This window comes from Paenibacillus pasadenensis, assembly GCF_002864175.1.
GTDB classification, from domain to species: domain Bacteria; phylum Bacillota; class Bacilli; order Paenibacillales; family Paenibacillaceae; genus Paenibacillus_O; species Paenibacillus_O pasadenensis.
In genome coordinates this window covers 863,279-884,719 of sequence record NZ_NFEZ01000004.1, presented here as the reverse complement: position 1 = coordinate 884,719, position 21,441 = coordinate 863,279, and the positions used below count along the sequence as shown (strand labels likewise).

Genomic DNA, 21,441 nt, shown 5'->3' with positions numbered 1-21,441 from the left:
ACCAAAGCTTGGAAAAAATCGCCCTCGGAATCCGCCGCCGTGTCCGCGCCGGCCCGCCGATTCCAATCCATTCGCTACGGGAGGATATCGACTATGAGAACGATCGACGAGCTTGAACATACAGCAAGGGTACATACCGTCATTGAAGTCGTGAAGGAGGTGCTCGGCGACACTGTGCTGACCGATGAGTTCATCGCCAGCCTGCGGCGCATGAGCTTCGAGGAGCTCGGCCAGTTCGTGCTGCGCCTCGTGACGACGCGCGAGCTCGATGCGGCTTTCCTGGCCGTCTCGGCCATGGATGCCGAAGTCCAGCAGCAGCAGCTCGGCTTCGCTTGAGCAGGGGCTGCTAGCTGCAGGAGCAGGCCCTATAGGCCGCGCCGGGCGGCTGGTGGCGCGCCGGGCGGGCTGTGTTGCTGCGCCGGGCGGGCTGTTGGCGCGCCCTGCGGGCTGCGGCTACGCTCGCGGAGCGCGGCTACGCCCGGGGGAGCCGACTGAGGCTCCTCCCGGGAAGCGCTGCGGCATCCTGCGCACGAAAGAGGCTGTCCCAGGTCGTTCGAACGACCTGGGGCAGCCTCTTTGCCTTTCATGAAGGCACTTCCGACTCCTTCAATCCATCCAACGCGCCTGACACGCCCGATGAAGGCACTCTTGACTCCCTCCATTCATCCCCACGCACCCAACCGCCCCATGAAGGCACTCTCGACTCCCTCCATTCACCCCCACGCACCCAAGCGCCCGATGAAGGCACTCTCGACTCCCTTAATTCATTCCCACGCACCCAAGCGCCCGATGAAGGCACTCTCGATTCCCTCCATTCATCCCCACGCACTCAACCGCCCCATGAAGGTACTCTCGACTCCCTTAATTCATCCCCACGCACTCAACCGCCCCATGAAGGCACTCTCGACTCCCTCCATTCACCCCCACGCACCCAAGCGCCCGATGAAGGCACTTCGACTCCATTAATTCATCCCCACGCACCCAACCGCCCGATGAAGGCACTCTCGACTCCCTTAATTCATCCCCACGCACCCAAGCGCCCGATGAAGGCACTCTTGACTCCTTCATGCGAGTCAACACATCTCCTCCCATAGCGCGAGCTGGCCGGCATAGCCTTCCTCCGCCAGCCGGCTGCGGGGCACGAATCGCACCGCCGCCGAGTAGACGCGATAATGCCCTCCGCCGCCTGTCGCGTCCGCCTCCCGCAGCGCATAGCCGAGGAACAGCCCGCTCAGCCGCGACAGCAGCGCCGTCCGCGGCGGGCCGGAGCCGAGCTCCGCCTCGCAGACGATCAGGCCGTCATGAAGCGGCCGCCGGAAGGCCGGCCATCCGTCGCCGGCATCGAACTGATCCGGCGTGCCGAACAGCGGATCGCCCGTCAGCAGGTCGACGTAGATGCCTTGCTCCGGCTGGCTCCAGTACGCATTGGCATAAGCCGGCTCGGGCCGGCGCTCCAGCGCGGTCAGCCTTTGCTCCGCCGTCAGCAGGCTTTCCAGCCGCTTGCGGTCCCGCTCCCGCTTCCAGTGGCGGCGCAGGAAAGCATCCCTCCCCGAGGCCTGGCGATACAGCCGGTAATGGCCGAAGCGCCGCCGATGATACTGCTGATGCTCGTCCTCTGCCGGGTAGAACGGGCCTGCCGCCACGATCTCCGTGGCGATCCGTCCCTTGAAGCGCCCGCTCCGCTCCAGCGCCCGCCGCGAAGCCTCCGCCAGCTCGCGCTGCCGCTCGTCCTGGACGAAGATCGCCGTCCGATACGAAGCGCCTCGATCCTGGAACTGGCCTCCCGCATCCGTCGGATCAATCTGCCGCCAGAACAGGTCGAGCAGCCGCTCATACGGAAAAAGGCGCGGATCGAACTCGATCCGCACCGCTTCCGCGTGGCCGGTCGTCTCCGACGCCACCCGCTCGTACGTCGGGTCGTCCGTCCAGCCGCCCGTGTAGCCCGACGTGACCGACAGGATGCCCGGCAGCCGCTCGAACGGCTCGACCATGCACCAGAAGCAGCCCCCGGCAAAAACCGCGACGCCGACAGCAGGCTCCCTGCCGTCGACAGCATCGGCATCGCTCCCGTCCGGCGCTGCCCCGCGACGCCGCAGCCAGCGGCCGACTAGCCGCCGCATCGGCTAGAAGCCCGCGACGATGCCGTCCGTGCGGAAGTCGGTGCCGCCGCACAGCACGCCCGTCGCCGGATCGCGCAGGATGATCTGTCCGCGACCGAACGAGCCGAAGCCGTCTTCACGCCGCACGGCATGGCCCATCCGCTCCAGCGCCTCCGCGACGTCCGCCGGGAAATGCGGCTCGACCGAGACGCTGAGCCCCTCGTGCCATTGCCAGCGCGGCGCGTCGAGCGCCGCCTGCGGATGCAGGTTGTAGTCGACCAGGTTCATGACCGCCTGCACATGGCCCTGCGGCTGCATATACCCGCCCATCACGCCGAACGGACCGACCGGCTGGCCGCCGCCGCGCGTGAGGAAGCCGGGGATGATCGTGTGGTACGTCTTTTTGCCCGCCAGCAGCGCGTTCGCATGGGACGGATCGAGCGAGAAGTCCGCGCCGCGGTTCTGCAGCGCGATGCCGGTGCCCGGCACGACGATGCCCGAGCCGAAGCCCATGTAGTTGCTCTGGATGAACGACACCATGTTGCCCTCGTTGTCTGCCGTCGCCAGATAGACCGTGCCGCTGCCGCCTGGACGGCCGGGCTCCGGCATCATCGCCTGCGGCCCGATCAGGCCGCGTCGGAGCGCCGCATATTCCGGAGAGAGCAGCTGCTCGGGCGCGACCTTCATATGGCGCGGATCGGTCAGATGCTTCAGTCCGTCGGCAAAAGCAAGCTTCGTCGCTTCGAGCTGCCGATGGATCGCTTCCGCCCCAAGCCTTTCCTCCGGCCGGAACTCGAAGCCGTCCAGAATCGACAGCGCCTGCAGCGCGACCAGCCCCTGGCCGCTCGGCGGAATCTCCCACACCTCGAAGTCGCGGTAGCGGACATGGATCGGGTCGACCCACTCCGGCGCATAGGCGGCCAGATCGGCCGCGGTCAGGAAGCCGCCGCGCTCCCAGATGCAGGCGTGGATCCGCTCGGCCAGCTCGCCCTCGTAAAAGCTGCGCGCCCCGCTGCGTCCGATCGAGCGGAGCGTCTCGGCATGCGCCGGCGAAGCCCACAGCTCGCCGGCCCGCGGCGCGCGGCCATGCGGAGCGAAGGTCTCCATCCAGGCGGCGACGTTCTCGGTGGACAGCTGCTTGCCGTAGGACTGAAAAGCCCGGTCCCAATAATAAGCCGCGACCGGCGAGACCGGAAAGCCTTGCTCCGCATAGCTCGCCGCCGGCTCCAGCAGCTCGTCCAGCCCGAGCCGCCCGAAGCGGGAGCTCAGCTCGGCCCAGGCGGCCGGCGCGCCCGGCACCGTCACCGGGATGGCGCCGAGGCGGGGCATCGCTTCATGGCCGCGCTCCCGCAGCGCGTCGATCGAGATCGACGCCGGCGCCGGGCCGTTGCCGCTGAGGCCGTGCAGGCGGTCGCCCGTCCAGACGAGCGCGAAGGCGTCGCCGCCGATGCCGTTGGAGCAGGGCTCGACGACCGTCAGCGCGGCCGCGGCCGCGACGGCGGCGTCGATCGCGTTGCCGCCTTGGCGCAGGATGTCGAGCCCGGCCTGCGCCGCGAGCGGCTGCGAGGTCGCGACCATGCCTCTGCGGGCGTAGGCTGGCTGACGATAGGAAGGATGCGGATGATGGAGCGGATCAAAGGTCATGGACACGTTCGGTAAGCCTCCTTGGAAGGGAAAATTCTTCCTCAAGTATACCACCCGCGGCCCGCAGGCGCGCGCCGCACCGTCTCCCTACGTCCTTCCACCGTCCTCCCACCGTCCTCCCAACGCCCTCCCATCAGCCCGCCGCTGCTTTAATGTCCGATCCGATGCGCCGCCTCGTCCGCGTCCGCCCAGCCGCTGGCTGCCAGCAGCAGCAGCGCGCACAGGATCAATCCCGCGCCGACGGCCGCTGCGTAGCGGCTGTTCGGGCGCGAGCCTTTGCGGGCGGCGAGCAGCATCGCCGCCCCTACGGCGGCCAATAGCGCCGCGACGAGCCCTAGTCCGGCATGTTCCCCCATGGTGCCTTCGCCTCCTTCGCATCGAATGCCAGCGTCCACTATACTACAAGGAGAGAACGCGCAGCCCAAGGATATAGATTCGCATAGGAAGGGGAGACGACGAATGAAAGCATTGGTTTTTCACGCCTTCGGAGGACCGGAGACGCTCCGATACGAGGAGCTGGCCGATCCTGTCATCGGGGAGGGAGAGGTGCTCGTCCGCTTGGAGGCGATCGGCCTGAACTTCGCGGACATCTATCGCCGCAGCGGCAACTACCATCTGGCCGGACAGCCGCCCTACATCCTCGGCTACGAGGGAGCGGGAGTCATCGAGCAGACGGGAAAAGGTGCCGGCGCGCTGCGGCCGGGCGATCGCGTCGCGTTCGCCGATGTCCCCCACGCCAACGCCGAGCTGGTCAAGGCGCCGGTCGACCGGATCATTCCGCTCCCGGACGACATCTCCTGCGAGCAGGCGGCGGCCTTGCTGCTGCAAGGGCTGACCGCCCACTATCTCGTGCAGGACAGCTATGCGGTCTCGGCCGGCGACGACGTGCTCGTCCATGCCGCTGCCGGCGGCGTCGGCCAGCTGCTCGTGCAGATGGCGGCGGCCAAAGGCGCGCGCGTGCTCGGCCTGACGTCCTCCGCGGCCAAGCGCGAGGCCGCCCTGCGGGCAGGCGCGGACGAAGCGCTGCTGTACGGCCCGGACTGGGCCGGCGAGGCGCGCCGGTGGAGCCGGGACGGCCAAGGCGTGTCGGTCGCCTACGACTCCGTCGGCTCGACGCTCCCGAGCAGCTTCGCCGCGGTGCGGACGCGGGGAACGGTCGTCTTTTACGGCATGGCCGGAGGAGATCCGGAGCCTGTCGATCCGCGCATGCTCATGGACACGTCCAAGACGCTGACCGGCGGCGACCTGTGGAACCACGTCACGACGGCGGAGGAGCGCGTCGCCCGCTCGGGCGAGCTGTTCCAGTGGATCCGCGACGGGCGGCTGCGGCTGGCGGACATCCGCCGGTTTCCTTTGAAAGACGGCGCCGAAGCCCACCGCCTGCTCGAAAGCCGGCTGCACAGCGGGAAGATCGTGCTGATTCCCTGAACCGCCGGCACAGCTGCATCGTTGATGCCCGCCTGCATTTAAAAAGCCCATTCGCCGCATGGCGGATGGGCTTTGGAGCAACGCTCAGCTCGGCCGGAAGCGCTCAAGCACGCGCCGGACCGCCTCCTCGGCGGACACGGCCTCCTTGCCGAGGCCGCTTCTCTCGACGTATTCGACTGCGCCGTTCACGGCATCGCGGCCGACGACGAGGCGCACGGGGATGCCGATCAGATCGGCGTCCTTGAACTTCACGCCGGGGCGCTCGTCCCGGTCGTCCAGCAGCGTCTCCACGCCGGCGGCGGAGAGCTGATCGTAGAGGCGCTCGGCGAGCGCCTGCTGAGCCTCGTCCTTCGCGGACACCGCCATCACATGTACATGAAAAGGAGCGAGCGCATCCGGCCAAACGAGGCCATGCCCGTCCTGCGACTGCTCCGCCGCAGCGGCGAGCGCGCGCGAGACGCCGATGCCGTAGCAGCCCATGACGATCGGCCGCTCCTTGCCCGCCTTGTCCAGGTAGAGCGCGCCGAGCTTCTCGCTGTACTTCGTGCCGAGCTTGAACACATGGCCGAGCTCGATGCCCCGGCTGAGCGTCAGGCGGCCTTCCTCGCAGCGGGGGCAGCCGTCGCCCTCGGCCGCGTTGCGGAAAGAGCCCGTCCGCTCCAGCGGAAAGTCCCGTCCCGGGACGACTCCAAGCAGATGGAAGCCTTCCTCGCCAGCTCCGGCGACCGCCGAAGCGAGCGCGGCCGCGTCCCGATCGACGAGCAGCGGCACGTCGAGGCCGACCGGCCCGGCGAAGCCCGGCTTGGCGCCGGTCGCGCGCAGCACCGTCTCGGCATCCGCCAGCTCGAGCGCGTCCTCCTCGCGAGCGAGCCCATCCTCCCGCAGCCGCTGCAGCACCTTGAGCTCGTTGATCTCATGGTCTCCGCGAACGACGACGGCGACGGGCGTGCCGCCGACGACGAACAGCAGCGTCTTGAGGATGCCGGCCGGCGGCACGTCCAGATAAGCGGATACTTCCGCGATCGTCCGGGCATCCGGCGTCGCTGCGCGCTCCGGCGCCGCGGCGGCGGCGATGGGAGCGGCCGCGGCAGATGGCGGGTCCGTTGCGGAGAAGTCGTCTGCGGCGGGCGTCGAGGGCTCCGCTCCGTGGGACGGGGCGGCCGCGGCAGCCGGGAGGCCCTTTGTCAGGGAGGAAGCGGCGGCGGGGGCGGCCGGCCGCGCCTCGGCCTTTTCCAGGTTGGCGGCGTACTCGCAGCGGCTGCAGGAGACGATCGTATCCTCGCCGATGTCCGCCAGCGCCATGAACTCATGCGTGCCCCCGTCGCCGCCGATCGCTCCGGCATCCGCCTCGACGGCGCGGTAGCGCAGGCCGAGCCGGCTGAAGATCCGGTGGTATGCCGCGAGCATCGCGCCGTAGGCGCGGTCCAGCCCTTCGCGGTCCGCGTCGAAGGAATACGCATCCTTCATCAGGAACTCCCGTCCGCGCAGCAGGCCGTAGCGGGGGCGGCGCTCGTCGCGGAACTTCGTCTGGATCTGGTACAGCGCGAGCGGCAGCTTGCGGTAGCTGGACACTTCCGCTCCGACGAGGGCGGTCACGACCTCCTCGTGGGTCGGCCCGAGCGCGAACTCGCGGTCGTGACGGTCGCGCAGCCGCATCAGCTCGGGGCCGTACACATCGTAGCGGCCGGACTGCCGCCACAGCTCGGCCGGCTGCAGCGCGGGCAGCAGCGTTTCCTGAGCGCCGGCGCGGTCCATTTCCTCGCGGATGATCCGCTCGATCTTGCCCAGCACGCGCCGCCCGAGCGGCAGGTACGAGTAGACGCCGGCGGCGAGCTGGCGGATCATGCCGGCGCGCTGCATGAGCGCATGGCTGGACGCTTCCGCGTCGCCGGGGGCTTCGCGCAGAGTCGGGAGCAGCATTCGGCTTTGACGCATGGGATTCACACTCCTATGGGATGGGATGGATAAAAATGCAATGCATGGGCAGCCAGACATCGAAGGAATTCGTCCGAGCCGTCGATTCGAACCTCCTGCGCGGGGCCAAGACGCTCTCGCTTTATTCTGGAAACGAGGTCCGTTCTTATCCCTCGCTCGACCCGCTAGCACGGCACTGATCGTCGGACTAACCAATGTCTCATCACGCCAAGGCACTCTCGACTCCCTTATTGAGCCGGTGCGCCGGATCTCCGTGAACCAAGGCACTCTCGACTCCCTCATCGAGCCGATGCGCCGGATCTTCGCGAACCAAGGTACTCTCGACTCCCTCGTCGAGCCGGTGCGCCGGATTGACGCGAACCAAGGCACTTTAGACTCCCTGGCGCTGCCAGTGCGGACGGAGCGACACATTGCCTAGCCGGACGATCGGATGCTTAAAAAAACAAAAAGCGACGCACTCGTCTAGGGACGAATGCGTCGCGGTACCACCCTGGTTCAGCTGTCGGCCGCCTCATCGGCAGCGCCAGCCCTCTTGCGGATAACGGCCGCTGCCGGCAGCTCGCCGCCGCCATGGGACAGGGCAGGACGGGCTGCAGCTCGCAAGGTGGGAATCCGATCCTTCGCACGGGAAGCCTCTCAGCCGGGAGCTTCCTTTCTGGGCGGGCGAATGGTGGAGCGGGGTGGCCTTGGTCGTCGCTGTTGCTGGATTGATTAGGCATTACGATACTCCATGAAGCCCGAGGGCGTCAAGGGGCGGCTGGCTCAGCCTGGCATCTGGCCTGTCGCTAGGTCCGATGGACGCTCACGTTCTCCCTTGCCCAAAATTGCAGCCGATCCAGGAACGGCCCGACTTCAAGCTCGCCCCGGCGGACCTGACCGAGCAGCTCGTCCGCCTTCGCAGAGAAGGCCGTCCAGAATGAAGCCGGCAGCTCGCTCCCGCCACCGTCCAGCGAAGGCTTCAAGGCATACAAGGAAGCGAGCTCGCGTCCTCCATTCCTGCAGCCATCCAGATTCTACCTCCTCTAATTGCCATTTGTAAATAACATTTACTTTTAATGGGATCAACCAGCCGCAGAGACGGCAAAGAACCCGATCCAGGAAACCGGATCGGGCTTCTTTTCGCTTCAGCCAGCGTCTCAGCTCTTTCCGGCCGCGACCCGCTCATGCAGGAAGTCGACCACATGCATGACCTTCATCGTCGCCGGATCGCCGTGCTTGTGCACGCCGAGCTTCATCTGCAGCAGGCAGCCGGGGTTGCTCGTCAACAGGTAGCTCGCGCCGGTCGCGCCGGCATGCTCCATCTTGTGCTCCAGCAGCTGCCCGGCCATCTCCGGCTGCAGCACGTTGTAGATGCCCGCCGAGCCGCAGCAGCGGTCGGACTCCCGCATCTCCACGAACTCGACGCCGCCGGTCTGGCGGATGAGCTGGCGAGGCTCGGACGAGCCTTTCATGCCGTTGCGCAAATGGCAGGAATCCTGGTACGTGACCCGCACCGGCGGGCGCGTCTCGCCAGCGGCAGCCGGGTCCGTGCCGAGGGCGGAAGAGCATCCGCCGCCGCAGGCCGAGTTCGACCACGCCGCAGCGGCGGCCTCGCCTGCCGCCTGCAGCGCGCCTTCCAGCGGCAGGCGGCCGCTGGCGACGAGCAGCCGGCTGACGTCGACGACGCGTGCCGCGAAAGCCTGCGCCAGCTCCGCATAATCCGGATCGTCCTGCAGCAGATGCCCGTACTCGACGAGCTGCGCCCCGCAGCCGCCCGCATTGGAGACGATCCACTCGATGCCGCCGTCGCGGAACGCCTCCAAATTGCGCCGGGCGAGCCCGCGCGCCTGATCCAGCTCGCCGCTGTGCGCATGGAGCGCTCCGCAGCAGGCCTGCTCGCGCGGGATGACGACGTCATAGCCCGCCTGTGCCAGCAGCTCCGCCGTATTCACGTTCGTGCCGGCGAACAGCACATCCATGATGCAGCCGCGGAACAGCGCCACCCGCCCGAGCGATTCGCCTTGGGCCGGCAAGTACGTGCCGATCCGCTCGATCACCCCGCGTGAAGAGGCATCCGGCAGGATCTCCTCCATCTCGCGGATCGGCGCGGGGAACAGCTTCATGATGCCGGCGCCGCGCGCGACGCGGCGCAGCCCCGACTTCTGGTACAGGGCGAGCGCGCCGCCGAGCGCCCGCAGGCTGCCTCGCTTCGGAAAGACGCCGCGGAACAGCGCCGCGCGGACGCCTTTGACAGGAACATTATGGTCGGAGTGGTCCTCCAGCGCGTCGCGCGCCTGCTCGATCAGCTGGCCGTACTTCACGTCCGCCGGGCAGGCCGGCTCGCAGGCGCGGCAGCCGAGACAGTGGTTCATCTGCGCGCGGAAGCTCTCGTCCGGGTCCATCAGGCCGTCGGCGACGGCCTTCATGAGCGCGATCCGGCCGCGCGGCGACTCCGGCTCGATGCCGGTCTCGCGGAACGTCGGGCAAGCCGGCAGGCAAAAGCCGCAGCGCATGCAGTTCGTCAGCTGGTCGTAATCCAGCTTGGCGAGCAGCGTGCGGGCCAGCGGATTGGCATGCTCGATCTGCGGCTTGCCGAAGCCGGAGCCGGAGCCGTGCGACGGTCCGGAACCGGGATGAGTCGCGCCTGGCAAGCCGTGCGGTGCCGCTTCCGTCGAAGCGCCCGCCGCCGTGCCGGTGCCCGGCAGCGCCGCGTGCAGGACGCCGCCGGCGTCCGCTGCCGAGCCCCCTGCCGACGCCATCCAGGCCGACGCCGAAGGCCGGCGCTCGGCCGGCAGCTCCTGCGCGAGCGCGGCCAGCCCGGCCGGCGCGGACGTCCATCCCAGGCCGAGCGAGAGCGCCGCCGCCCGCCGCGGCTTCAGCCGCTCCTTCAGGCTCATGCGGTCAGCCATGCTGGATCACCACCCTTTTGCGCCGGTCCTTGGCGAACATCTTGCCGGGGTTGAGCAGGCCAAGCGGGTCGAACGCGGCCTTGATGGCCTCCATCACCGCCATGCCGCTCTCGCCGACCTTCCACTCCAGGTACGGCGCCTTCACGACGCCGACGCCGTGCTCGCCGGTGATCGTGCCGCCCATCGAGATCGCCGCTTCAAAAATTTCCGCAAACGCCTCCTCGACCCGGTGCACCTCCTCCGCGTCGCGCGCGTCGGTCGTCGCCGTCGGATGCAGGTTGCCGTCGCCGGCATGGCCGAACGTCGCGATGTTCACCCCATGCTTGGCCGCGATCTCGCCGATGCGCCGCACCATGTCCGCGATGCGCGAGCGCGGCACGGTCGCATCCTCGAGGATCGTCGTCGGCCGCAGGCGGGCGAGCGCCGTGAAGGCGCTGCGCCGCGCCGCGATCAGGCGCTCCGCGTGCTCGCGCGTCTCGGCGACCTCGACGCGGTCGGCCCGCTCGGCGAGGCAGACCGCGCGGATCGCCTCCATGTCGCGCTCGACGACCTCCGGCTCGCCGTCCTGCTCGATGAGCAGGATCGCCTCCATGTCGCGCGGCAGCCCGAGCTTGGCGAAATCGTCGACGACCCGGATCGTCGGGTTGTCGAGAATTTCCAGCGTGGCCGGAATGATCCGGCTCTCGATGATGCGCGAGACGGTGCGGGCCGCACCCTGCAGGTCGCGGTACATCGCGAGCATCGTCTTTTTCGCCGCCGGCGGCGGCACGAGCTTCAGCGTCGCTTCCGTCACGATCGCCAGCGTCCCCTCCGAGCCGACGAGCAGCTTGGTCAGGTCGTAGCCGGCGACGTCCTTCACCAGCTTGCCGCCGGTGCGGATGATCTCGCCGCTCGCCAGCACCGCTTCGAGCCCGAGCACATAGTCCTTGGTCGTGCCGTACTTCAGCCCGCGCAGGCCGCCGGAGTTCTCGCTGATGTTGCCCCCGATCGTCGAGATCTTCATGCTGCTCGGATCCGGCGGATAGAACAGCCCGAGCGACTCGACATGGTCGGTGAACGTCTGCGTGATGAGTCCCGGCTGCACCGTCGCCGTCAGATTGTCCAGATCGACCTCGAGGATGCGGTTCATGCGATGCATGACCAGCACGACGCCGCCCTGCAACGGCACCGTCCCCCCGCACAGGTTCGAGCCCGAGCCGCGCGTCACGACTGGCACCCGATGCTTCGTCAGCAGCTTCATGATCTCCGACACCTGCTCCGTCGTCTCCGGGTACACGACCCCGTCCGGCAGGCTCTGCAGCATCGGCGTCCCGTCGTACGAATGGGCGACACGCGCCTCCATGTCGTCACGCGCATGCTTCTCCCCGACGATGGCCTGCAGCCGCTCCAGCAGCGATTGTTCCAGCATGTTCGCTCCTCCTATGCAACCCGATCTATTCATCAGGTCATCAGATGACTTATGTCGCTCATTATATGCTATAATGCTGGCATTGACTAGGGAGCGTTTGCAAAAACGCTCTGAGGAATTCGGAGGGCGAGGCTGCATGAAGATCACATCCGCCAAAAACCACGAGCTCGTCGCGGGCCATATGCTGGAGCAGATCCAGAGCGGCGCCTGGCAGCCGGGGCAGCGTCTGCCGTCGGTCGTCGAGCTGGCCGAGCAGTACGGCGTCGGCCGCTCCACGATCCGCGAGGCGACGAGCGCGCTCAAGGCGACCGGCTGGCTCGACGTGCGCCATGGCGGCGGCACGTTCGTCAAGGCGGTGCTGCCGAGCGACCCCCGCCACGGCGCGGACATGCTGTTCGAGAGCGCCGGCTCGCTCGCCGAGCTGCTCGAGGTGCGGCGCGCGCTCGAGGCCGGCGCGGTGCGGCTTGCCGCCTTGCGCCGCGGCGAGCCGGAGCTGGCGCGGCTGCGCGAGGCGTTCGCGCAGATGCGCCAGGCGCTGGAGCTCGGCGACACGGCGGCCGGGGAGCGCGCGGACACCGCGTTCCACATGGCGATCGCCGGCGCGGCCGGCAACCCGCTGCTCGCCGGCATGATGGAGTCGCTCGCGGACCGCTTCGAGGCGACGATCCGGCAGACGCGGGAGCTGCGCTTCTACCGCGAGCCGGGCACGGCCGAGCGGCTGCTTGAAGAGCACGCGGGCATCCTGGACGCGATCGAGCGCGGTGACGCCTCGCTCGCCGAGCGGCGGCTGACCGCCCATCTCGACGGCGTGCTCGCCGCGCTGCAGGAGGCGATCGCCGGGGGAAAGTCAAACCTAGAGACTATGAACAAAAACAATAAAATCAATTAAAGACAAAGCAGGTTACCGCCTGCTTTGTCTATTTTAGCATCCTTATTTGGGATCTGTTCTAATAACAAAAGCAATCTCTCTTTGTTCTCCCCCCCATTTTCCAATTACTCTAAATCCTCTAAACGTAGAACCTTGGTTATAATCGCTTATATTTGAGCTTAAGTTTGTTGCGAAATGTTCCAATATTGGAATCCTATATAATTCGCCTTTTTTCTGTAATTCGATGGTTTTTTGGGACCCTCTATATTTTAATGTCCCGTCTTGATTTAGAATATCATCAAATAAAATGAGCGAATCAGGGTTCTCTTCTTTAAATTCAATTGTAATCATCTCTCCTATTTTAATATAAGGTATATTCTCTTTATCCTGTTTCATTAATTCCTTTAAAGAATATATATTTTCATAATCAAAACTCTTTGTATTACTAGATAAATATCTTAATATATTTTCATTGTTTTTTATAACAATAGTACCTTTAACTTGACTGTCCAAGGTTTTCTCTTCACATCCATAAGTAACTATAGAAATACCAAACAATAAAAGAGTTATAATCATTTTCCTAATCATATACTAATACAACCTCCACAAATTTATAAAGCTCAGTATAAATATACTGAGCTTTATAAATTAATTCTTTTTCCAAATTGTTAAAGTACTAGAGTCATAAGGAGAATATCCTGCTGTATGTTTCATTACAGGGCCTTGTCCCCATTTTGAAATTATTTTTAACGAAGTAGCACTTGCTATTGGCCCAGCTGCTTCATACACAATTCCAGAGTGGTCACCATTATTATAAAAGACCCTAGTGTTTATACCTGCATTAATTAAGTTTGAGAAACTTGAATAACTTCCATCTGACATATATTTACTGGGGTCATTCATCCAATACGTATTTCCAGTACTATTAGAGTACCATGCATAAGAGTGACAGTTAAAATTAGTTGTTGATGTAGAACTATAGGTAGCATTTGGATATTGCTGTTGTACCGATTGATTCAAATCAGATTTTTGAATAAGTGTTAGCTCCTCACCTCTTATTATAACAGGAACAATAGATCCTTTAGGAGTTTGAACTGTTGCTGATGTATACGCTACCCTAGTAGATGCATCTGATTCAGAACTAAGATACTTATCCATTTTTTCTTGAGCATCAAGTTTATTACTGACCTTACCCCATATAGTTTTATCACTCAAAAGAATTGCTATTGATAATTGATCCAATGATTCCCCTTGTTTTAATTCCAAGTTTTTATTAAGTGCTTCTAAAAGTTTTTCACCAGCATCATTTCTTTCGAGTAGAGCCTTAAAAGCACTAGATTCATTTTCCAAAACTTTTAGACCTTGCTCATATGAATTAAAAAGATAAATTGTAGAATCAAGTAAAGGATAGTCTAGTACAGCTTTAATAAGGTCTTCAGTTGACATATTATTTAACTCTGTGCTTGAAATTTTAGAGGCCTCAACCATCTCTCTTTTCGTTTTTAATTTGGACCATTCAATTTTATTCTCAGGAGTAAGCTGATATTTAAAACCCTTTGAATTGGCACTGGCAGTCTGTCCACTAAAATTAATACTTAATGCAAGGAGTAGTGATAAGGAAATTGTTAATGTTTTTTTCTTCAAACAAATACCTCCATTTTTAATTCATGTTATTTCGGGTTTTTAATTTTTAAGCACCGAATAAATAAATATTATAATATAACCCTTTTCTTGTAAACGTATATTTCTTAAAATGGTAAGTTAGTCTCGGTAGACTTTGTGACTTAGAGGCTATATCATCGGTTTTCCTACATTTTTCGACATTTATTAAGACAACTTTTTTGTCTTCGCTAATGAAATGGGAGGCTAGCACAAACTATCCATTTAAGGTAGAGCAATTTTTCTTCGCAGAAGCTTTTTAGTTGCTTTTTTCGCAGCCTTGTCTGCCTCAGAGGCTGCGGTCGACGGCAGCGGCCGCAGGCGATGCTGCTCCAGCACGATCTTGCCGACATGCTCGCCTGCCGTGAGCCGCGCGAAAGCCTCCTCATACCGCTCCAGCGGGTAGACGCGGTCGATGGCCGGCCGCAGGCGATGCTGCTCCAGCGCGCGGATCATCGCCTCGAACATGTCCCGGCTGCCGACGCTGACCGCTTGCAGGCGCGCCCGGTGCTGGATCGCCGGCACGATGCGGAAGCCCTCGACCGCGCCGCCCGACAGCAGTCCGACGAGGCTGATGCGTCCGCCTTGGCGCAGCGACTCCACCGAACGGTTCAGCGTGTCCGCGCCGCCGACGTCCAGCACATGGTCCGCTCCGCGTCCGCCGGTCAGGCGCAGCACCTCGCGTTCCCACTCCGGGTGCTCCCGGTAGTTGATGCCCTCGTCGGCTCCCAGCTCCCGCGCCCGCTGCAGCTTGTCCTCGCGGCTCGACAGCACGATGACGCGCGCGCCTTGCAGCTTGGCGAGCTGCAGCGCGAACACGGCCACGCCGCCCGTGCCCTGCACGACGACGGTATCGCCAGCCTTCACCCGCCCCTCCTCCACGATCGCCTGCCTGGCGGTCACCGCCGCGCACGGGAGAGCGGCCGCCTCGGCATCGCTCAGATACGCCGGCACGGCGACGAGCGATTGCTCCGGGAATACCCGGTATTCCGAGAACACTCCGTCCAGCGGGCCTCCGAGCGAGCTGGCCCGGCTTTCCACCGTCACCTCGCCGGAGATCCACTCCTGGAAAAAGATGCCGCTGACCCGCTCGCCGACCGCGAACCGGCTCGTTCCGGGTCCGAGCCGCATGATCTCCCCGACAGCGTCGGAGCCGAGCACGAGCGGCTGCGCCAGATCCCAGCCGTATACCCCCTCGATGAATCCGGCATCCCGCGCATTGAGCGACACGGCCCGGATGCGAACCAGCGCTTCCCCTGGCCCCGGCTCCGGAATCGACCGGCTCGCCAGGCTCACTCCCTCCATCCCAAGCTTCCCTTGCAGCTGCAGCGCCTTCATCGTCATCCTGCTCACGCTTCCTCTCTCCGTCCAGCCGCCGGCGGAACGCCTCCTATTCCCGAGTTGCGTTCTCGGGTATGGCCTTCATGCTAGCAGATCGGCTATACTCGGGGTAGAAGGCACTTTGTCGTGCACGGGTTACCCCAATGTGACCTGGGAGGCGTTGGATCGATGAGCAATGCCGAAACATCCGGGCTGGCCGCCAAGCGAAAGCCCGACATCTCGCCCGACCGCTGCGACTACACCAAGTTCCTGGACATCGTCTCGAGCAAATGGAGCGCGCTGATCCTGTACGCGCTGGAAGACGGCCCCGTGCGCTTCGGCGAGATGGGGCGGCGCATCGAGGGCATCTCCAAAAAAATGCAGACCCAGACGCTGCGCCAGCTGGAGAGGGACGGCCTTGTCCATCGCGAGCTGACGCCGCTCGGCCAGTCGCTGATCGGACCGCTGCGCGAGCTGAAGCGGTGGGCTTCGGCTCATCACGGCGAGGTGGTGCAGGCCCGGGACAACTATGACCGAACCTTGGAGCGCGCCGACTGACGGCCGCCTAGCCGGGCGGCTTGGCTGGAGGCATTCCGCCAAATCCGCGCCTCGGTCCGGCCTAGGCCAGAGCTGTCTCTTCTCCGCACTTCTCCGCACTTCTCCGCACTTCTCCGCACTTCTCCGCACTTCTCCGCCTGGCGGGAGCCGCCTCTTTCCCCCCTGCTTGACAACCTTCGAACCGATGGCCTATACTCTTCCCTAATTCAAGCTTTGCTTCATACCTTCAAAAGTCATGATTAGAACCAGTAGGATGGAATCGACCTTTCAGAGAGCCGCCGGGTGGTGCGAGGCGGCAGGAGCGCTCCGTCCGAACTCCTCTATGAACTGCTGCCTGACAACGTAGGGCCAGCCGGAATTCCACCGTTACAGGGATAGATGGTGATGGCCATCGAAAAAGATCATGCCTGCGTTCAGGCATGAATTAGAGTGGTACCGCGGGTTATGCCCCGCCTCTATGCGTAGAGGCGGGGCTTTTTTGCGTTCCGGCGGTGAGTGGCGGGGCTCCTGAGCCCCGCCACTCACCGCCGCGAGGCGCGAGAATAGCGCCGGCTCGTCCGTCAGGACGGAAGCCTTGGACGCATGCTGCCGGAAGGATTCCGGGTCCTTCCGGCCCCGCTTCACATACACGGCCTTTCCACCCAACCGAACCCTAAGGAGATGACGAGGATGAACCGCAACATCATCGTACTGGACACGACGCTGCGCGACGGAGAACAGGTGCCGGGAGCGAAGCTCAACATGCCGCAAAAGATCGAGATGGCCCAGCAGCTGAAGCGGCTCGGCGTCGACATCATCGAGGCGGGCTTCCCCGCTTCGTCGCAGGGCGACTTCGAGGCGGTGCAGGCGATCGCGCGCAGCGTCGGCGACTCCGTCTCGATCACCGCGCTCGGACGCGCCGTCAAGAGCGACATCGACGCCGTCTACGAGAGCATCAAGCTCGCGCAGGACCCGCTCATCCATATCGTGCTCGGCACGTCGAACATCCATGTCGAGAAGAAGTTCAGCCGCTCCAAGGAAGCCGTGCTGCAGATGGGCGTCGACGCCGTGCGCTACGCCAAGACGCTGCTGCCTGCCGTGCAGTATTCGACCGAGGACGCCTCGCGCTCGGAATTCGAGTACCTGTGGGCGACGATTGAGGCGGTCGTGAAGGCCGGCGCGACGATGATCAACGTGCCGGATACGGTCGGCTTCGCCGTGCCGGAGGAGTTCGGCGACCTGATCCGCCGCATCAACGAGCGGCTCAAAAACCTCGACGATCGCGTCGTGCTGAGCGTGCATTGCCACAACGACCTCGGCCTGGCGACGGCCAACACGCTGAGCGCGATCCGCGGCGGCGCCGACAAGGTCGAGGTGACGATCAACGGACTCGGCGAGCGCGCCGGCAACACCTCGCTGGAGGAGGTCGTCATGGGGCTGAAGGTGCGGGAGAGCTTCTACCGGGCGCAGACGAACATCAACACGAAGGAGCTGATCCGCAGCTCGCGCCTGCTCACCCATCTGACCGGCCTCGACGTGCAGGTCAACAAGGCGATCACCGGGGAGAACGCCTTTGCCCACTCCTCCGGCATCCACCAGGACGGCCTGCTCAAGGACAAGAACGTGTACGAGATCATGTCGCCCGAGGACGTCGGCGCGGACAGCATGGAGCTCGTGCTGACCGCCCGCTCCGGCCGGCATGCGTTCAAGCATGCGGTGGAAAAAATGGGCTTCGACACCTCGGACGGGGCCGAGTTCGAGGCGCTTTTCGCGCAGTTCCTGGAGCTGGCCGACACCAAGAAGGAGGTGTACGACCATGACGTCTATTACCTCGCCTCCAGCCGGTCCGGCGCGTCCCGCAGCGGCGGCAAGGAGCTGTACGAGCTCGATTCGTTCCAGGTCATCACGAACGACCTGTACCCGACCGCGACCGTGCAGCTGCGCAAGGGCGGCGAGGCGGTGAAGGGCAGTGCCGTCGGCGACGGCCCGATCGACGCGCTGTATACGGTGCTGCGCCAGCTCGTCGGCATCGACGCGGAGCTGAAGGACTACAAGATCAGCAGCCTGTCGCGCGGCAAGGAAGCGATCGGACGCGTCAACATCCGGCTCGCGGTCGGCGGCCGCTCCTACTCCGGCCGGGCGATGGACACCGACATCATCAAGGCGAGCGCAGGCGCGTTCCTGAACGCGGTCAACGCGGCGCTGCTGGACGAGGGGGCCGGGACGACGGCGGAGCAAGCGGCGGCGAACGAGGGCTCGGAGCAGGCGGCAACGGGGCAAGTCGCAGAGCACGCGGCGGCAGTTTCAACGTCGGGGCAGGCGGCAGCGGAGTAGGCAGCGGGGGCATCGTCGGAGCAAGCGGCAGGCGCCGCTGTGACCGGGGACGCGGCGGCAGCGGCGCCATCCGCCTCCGCGGCGGAGTAGCGGCATGGCGGACACGTCCTGGAAGCTGGATCAGGTAACGGAGCATGATTTGCAGGAAGTGCGCGGGGGCATTCCGTTCGGCGCGGGACAAAGCCGACAACCGGCTGGAGCCGGCGTTCGAGCAGGGCGAGACGCTGCAGAGGATCGGCTTCGCCCACGCCGACTGCTGGTTCAAGTGGTTCGATCTCGCCGTGTTCGGCGGCGTGAAGCCGTAGAGTTTCACACAAAGATTCATTAGCATTTCCTCATTTGGGTTTAAAATCCATAATACGGGTGTTAAGGTAAGGTAAAACATTCCGGGTGGACAACGAACGCCATGAACGATGTTTCTTTAGACAACAAGCTCGTCTATTTGGATGGCTTGCGCGGACTGGCGGCCTTTGCCGTCGTGATTTCGCACTACATGCAGGTATTCTATCCCGCTGCGCTCAGCGGCAATCCGCAGCAGGCCCATTCGCAGTGGGATGTCGGGTACGGACAGACTCCGCTCAACCTGTTTTACAACGGCCAATTCGCCGTATGCTTGTTTTTCGTGCTCAGCGGATACGTGCTCAGCGTGCGCTTTTTCGAGCGACAGCTTGATCCGGAAGCTTTTCTCCAATCGCTGCAATCCAGTGCCGTCCGCCGTTACCTCCGTCTTGCCGTGCCGGCTGCGGCGTCCGTAGGCCTTGTCTACCTCGGCTTGATGACGCATGCTTTTCATCTCCAGGACATATGGGAAGCGACTGGGACGGACATGAAAAAGGACTACTATGCTCTGGACCAGCATCTTTACACCGTCATCAAAGCAGCGGTCTTTGATCCGTTTTTCCGCTTTGAAAGCCACCCCTACAATCCCGTCCTGTGGACAATGAGCTATGAATTGCTGGGCTCCTTCCTCATTTTCGGCTTCATCGCCCTTTTCGGTCGAGCGAAAAGAAGATGGATCGTCTATGCGGTGCTGTCCCTCGCGTTCATCCAGACTTACTTCGTCGCTTTTCTGTGGGGAATGCTGCTGGCCGATCTGCTCCGTGGCAGATGGATCCGCCGGACGAGGTCGACCCTGCTCGTGCTGGCCGCAGGAATCTATCTCGGTTCAGCGCCCTACATCCCACTGAAAGGAACGATGTACGAGCCGATTGCGGCCACGACCGCCTTGATCAATGGATGGATTCAGCTCGACCTGAATTCCCGGCTGCTCGCTCGCACCGCAGGCGCGGCCATGATCCTGTTTGCCCTGCAGCGGCTGAAGCCGCTGCAGCTTCTTTTGGCATGGAGACCGTTCGCTTATTTAGGAAAAGTGTCCTTTTCGCTCTACCTCGTCCATTTCACGGTCCTGACGACGTTTTCCGCGTACGTGTTCAGCAAGGCGATGGCCCACTTCGGCTACAACATCGCCTATGCGATTACGTTCGCGGCTTCTATGCCGCCCTTGTTCATCCTGTCGCATTTTTACATGAAGCACATCGATCAAGGCGCGATCAAGCTCGCTCGAAGCGTAGAACAGAAGATGACGGCGCCATCCGCGATGCGCCGCCGAGCGGAAACGGACGACTCTACCCTGTCGGGATGAACGTTTTCGTTAAAAACTCCTTAAAGCGCGAGTTTCCCCACTCGTTCAAGACTATTCAAAGGCTATTCCGCTAGGATTCCATATGCTTCAATGCTTATTGCATTTGAATTTGATTTATAAAGTCGTTTGAACTCCTGTACTCTTTTGGAGGATCATGGACAAAAGCTTGAATCTGACGAGCTGCCAGAGTACGATTCAAAGACTGTATGCTCGAAATAAAACTCCCGTAATAAGCGGATTCAACCTTTTCACATCCCTTCCTTCATCAGCATCAATTAAAAAAGAAGCGCCTTCCGAGGAAGACGCTTCTTTTTCATTCCCGACCCTTCAGCCCTTCGCTGTCGGCAGCGGCTTCAGCTTCGCCTCGATCGCCTCGATCGCCTCGATTCGAGGGGATTTTTTTGGAGGTATTTTAAGTTGTCGTTTTGCATATAACGTTTATTATGGATATTGAAAAATCACAAACAAATGAAGTAAAATGGAAGGAGATGAAGGAGCTGATGCATATGAGCAGGGCTGTCTTTGATTATGCTCAAGAACAAATCGAAATGGCCTATCATGAACAAAATCCAGTTCTGTTGGAAAAAGAAACGGATTATGTTTTCACGAAACTGCTTGCCAGCTTATCCACGTTGTTTCCTGAACAGCTAGTTGGCATTTCCATCAAGCCGTTTTTGTTTTCGACAAGTCATTTATTCTCCTCCACCCATAAAAATAAATTGTTCAAGTGGCTGGATCGCCTGTACCAGTTGGATCTGCCTGCTTCCGACATGGATTTCGGCAAACTGAAGATCGACTTTGAACTTTGGTATTACGAACTGGGCGGCGATTTCATCGAGTTCTCCTACCAGAAAAGCTACTTGATGAAGCCATCTGAAGCAGCAGAAGCGCTTGGCATATCGACCGTCACGCTGCACAAGTACATCAAACAGGGACTGGAATGTTTGGATAACGGATCTCAAAATAAAATCCCTAAACATGCCGTGGAGTTGCTGAAGGATCCTGTTTATGGCGTTCTCATGCAATTGATCGGACAAAAGAAAAAGCGCCTTCATCAAAAGCCTGCCGAACGATTGGGAGAAATTTACAAAGAAATTGCGGAGTACCAAATTCGTTATGGGGCGGCAACGGTTCACGAAGCTTTTGCTGAATATGACGGAGATGAAATGGATGATCCGACCGACTATTACCGATGGAAGGATCTAACGGAAGAAATAACTGAAATTTTAAAAGACACAGGAGGGGGCAAGTGAGGAAAACGAATGCTCCCTCGCTCCTATTCCCTGCAGATATTCCGGAGCTTCTTGAAGAGTTCCATGATCTTTTTCAAACGTATGAAAGATTTCAGGACAGAGAGTCCATCTATGCCGATTTTAGGATGGACCGTAAACGGCTCGAAGTCGTTTTTCCCTTAAAGGAACATCCCATTCATGGAATTACCGGACTGAGGGCTTATGAAAAATACGACGATCAGGGCTGCGTAGAAAAATAGGACTATCAATGGAAACGCATCCTGCCTAAAGGCGGCATTCAGGCCACTCATATCTCTTCCTGGGGAAACGAGCCGCATGACGCGCCCGGGACACCTGAGGAATACCGAACTGAGACCGAACCTCATCATCATCACTATGATCCCGCTGATCGAAGGAAACGGAGAGAAAACTGGACGGTCAGAACTT

The 21,441-nt window shown here is 61.8% G+C and carries 19 protein-coding genes and 1 other annotated feature; of the genes, 10 read left to right on the top strand and 9 right to left on the bottom strand.

Features of this window, described 5'->3' with window-relative positions; translation table 11 throughout:
• The first annotated feature begins 93 nt into the window (after window positions 1–93).
• A complete protein-coding gene (locus B8V81_RS24850) occupies window positions 94–336 on the top strand; it encodes a hypothetical protein (protein WP_127464601.1) in 243 nt (80 codons plus the stop codon).
• A 737-nt stretch (window positions 337–1,073) separates the two neighbouring features.
• Here B8V81_RS24850 and msrA read toward each other — a convergent pair.
• The 3 genes from msrA to B8V81_RS13470 form a co-directional block, all read right to left on the bottom strand.
• Entirely contained in the window at window positions 1,074–2,120 is a 1,047-nt protein-coding gene (gene msrA, locus B8V81_RS13480; RefSeq protein ID WP_084137493.1) for a peptide-methionine (S)-S-oxide reductase MsrA, read from the bottom strand.
• Window positions 2,121–2,123: 3 nt separating this feature from the next.
• Window positions 2,124–3,743: a gamma-glutamyltransferase family protein gene (locus B8V81_RS13475; protein ID WP_028600116.1), complete on the bottom strand. Its 1,620-nt coding sequence runs from the start codon at window positions 3,741–3,743 to the stop codon at window positions 2,124–2,126.
• A gap of 149 nt (window positions 3,744–3,892) precedes the next feature.
• The gene (locus tag B8V81_RS13470) at window positions 3,893–4,099 is read right to left on the bottom strand and encodes a hypothetical protein (protein ID WP_028600115.1); all 207 of its coding nucleotides are present in this window, start codon (window positions 4,097–4,099) and stop codon (window positions 3,893–3,895) included.
• A 103-nt stretch (window positions 4,100–4,202) separates the two neighbouring features.
• Here B8V81_RS13470 and B8V81_RS13465 point away from each other — a divergent pair, with 103 nt between their 5' ends.
• On the top strand, window positions 4,203–5,171 hold the full coding sequence (locus B8V81_RS13465) for a quinone oxidoreductase family protein (protein ID WP_028600114.1): 969 nt from the start codon (window positions 4,203–4,205) through the stop codon (window positions 5,169–5,171).
• 84 nt (window positions 5,172–5,255) lie between these two features.
• Here B8V81_RS13465 and B8V81_RS13460 read toward each other — a convergent pair whose 3' ends face one another.
• The 3 genes from B8V81_RS13460 to B8V81_RS13445 all read right to left on the bottom strand — a co-directional run bounded on the left by B8V81_RS13460 (window position 5,256) and on the right by B8V81_RS13445 (window position 11,402).
• Window positions 5,256–7,106, bottom strand: coding sequence for a proline--tRNA ligase (locus tag B8V81_RS13460; RefSeq protein ID WP_101808537.1), 1,851 nt, complete (start codon window positions 7,104–7,106; stop codon window positions 5,256–5,258).
• A 1,136-nt stretch (window positions 7,107–8,242) separates the two neighbouring features.
• On the bottom strand, window positions 8,243–9,994 hold the full coding sequence (locus B8V81_RS13450) for a (Fe-S)-binding protein (RefSeq protein ID WP_228551256.1): 1,752 nt from the start codon (window positions 9,992–9,994) through the stop codon (window positions 8,243–8,245).
• Window positions 9,987–11,402, bottom strand: a complete 1,416-nt coding sequence (locus B8V81_RS13445) for an FAD-linked oxidase C-terminal domain-containing protein (protein ID WP_028600110.1) — start codon at window positions 11,400–11,402, stop codon at window positions 9,987–9,989. Before B8V81_RS13445 ends, B8V81_RS13450 begins: the two co-directional genes overlap by 8 nt.
• Window positions 11,403–11,538: 136 nt before the next feature.
• On the opposite strand from B8V81_RS13445, the gene B8V81_RS13440 reads away from it, so the two are divergent.
• On the top strand, window positions 11,539–12,291 hold the full coding sequence (locus tag B8V81_RS13440; RefSeq protein WP_101808536.1) for a FadR/GntR family transcriptional regulator: 753 nt from the start codon (window positions 11,539–11,541) through the stop codon (window positions 12,289–12,291).
• Window positions 12,292–12,333: 42 nt separating this feature from the next.
• Here the strand turns inward: B8V81_RS13440 and B8V81_RS24845 are convergent, their stop codons facing one another.
• The 3 genes from B8V81_RS24845 to B8V81_RS13435 form a co-directional block, all read right to left on the bottom strand.
• Window positions 12,334–12,858 (bottom strand): hypothetical protein, encoded by a 525-nt coding sequence (locus tag B8V81_RS24845; RefSeq protein WP_127464499.1) that lies wholly within the window; start codon window positions 12,856–12,858, stop codon window positions 12,334–12,336.
• Window positions 12,859–12,918: 60 nt separating this feature from the next.
• The gene (locus tag B8V81_RS24840) at window positions 12,919–13,914 is read right to left on the bottom strand and encodes a hypothetical protein (RefSeq protein WP_127464498.1); all 996 of its coding nucleotides are present in this window, start codon (window positions 13,912–13,914) and stop codon (window positions 12,919–12,921) included.
• Between the two features lie 240 nt (window positions 13,915–14,154).
• Window positions 14,155–15,273, bottom strand: coding sequence for a zinc-dependent alcohol dehydrogenase family protein (locus B8V81_RS13435; RefSeq protein WP_228551803.1), 1,119 nt, complete (start codon window positions 15,271–15,273; stop codon window positions 14,155–14,157).
• Window positions 15,274–15,438: 165 nt separating this feature from the next.
• Between B8V81_RS13435 and B8V81_RS13430 the strand changes: the two genes are divergently transcribed.
• The 7 genes from B8V81_RS13430 to B8V81_RS25805 all read left to right on the top strand — a co-directional run bounded on the left by B8V81_RS13430 (window position 15,439) and on the right by B8V81_RS25805 (window position 21,254).
• Window positions 15,439–15,807 carry a winged helix-turn-helix transcriptional regulator gene (locus B8V81_RS13430; protein WP_052333502.1) on the top strand — a complete coding sequence of 123 codons (369 nt, stop codon included), beginning with the start codon at window positions 15,439–15,441 and terminating at the stop codon, window positions 15,805–15,807.
• 226 nt (window positions 15,808–16,033) lie between these two features.
• Window positions 16,034–16,267, top strand: a binding site (T-box leader).
• A 209-nt stretch (window positions 16,268–16,476) separates the two neighbouring features.
• Window positions 16,477–18,120 (top strand): 2-isopropylmalate synthase, encoded by a 1,644-nt coding sequence (locus tag B8V81_RS13425; protein WP_101808535.1) that lies wholly within the window; start codon window positions 16,477–16,479, stop codon window positions 18,118–18,120.
• A 134-nt stretch (window positions 18,121–18,254) separates the two neighbouring features.
• Window positions 18,255–18,425: a hypothetical protein gene (locus B8V81_RS25280; RefSeq protein ID WP_156876716.1), complete on the top strand. Its 171-nt coding sequence runs from the start codon at window positions 18,255–18,257 to the stop codon at window positions 18,423–18,425.
• 101 nt (window positions 18,426–18,526) lie between these two features.
• The gene (locus B8V81_RS13420; protein ID WP_101808534.1) at window positions 18,527–19,762 is read left to right on the top strand and encodes an acyltransferase family protein; all 1,236 of its coding nucleotides are present in this window, start codon (window positions 18,527–18,529) and stop codon (window positions 19,760–19,762) included.
• A gap of 154 nt (window positions 19,763–19,916) precedes the next feature.
• On the top strand, window positions 19,917–20,216 hold the full coding sequence (locus B8V81_RS24835) for a hypothetical protein (protein ID WP_146000494.1): 300 nt from the start codon (window positions 19,917–19,919) through the stop codon (window positions 20,214–20,216).
• 52 nt (window positions 20,217–20,268) lie between these two features.
• Window positions 20,269–21,015: a MerR family transcriptional regulator gene (locus tag B8V81_RS13415; RefSeq protein ID WP_228551255.1), complete on the top strand. Its 747-nt coding sequence runs from the start codon at window positions 20,269–20,271 to the stop codon at window positions 21,013–21,015.
• Window positions 21,012–21,254 carry a hypothetical protein gene (locus tag B8V81_RS25805; RefSeq protein ID WP_228551254.1) on the top strand — a complete coding sequence of 81 codons (243 nt, stop codon included), beginning with the start codon at window positions 21,012–21,014 and terminating at the stop codon, window positions 21,252–21,254. Before B8V81_RS13415 ends, B8V81_RS25805 begins: the two co-directional genes overlap by 4 nt.
• The last annotated feature ends 187 nt before the right edge of the window (window positions 21,255–21,441 follow it).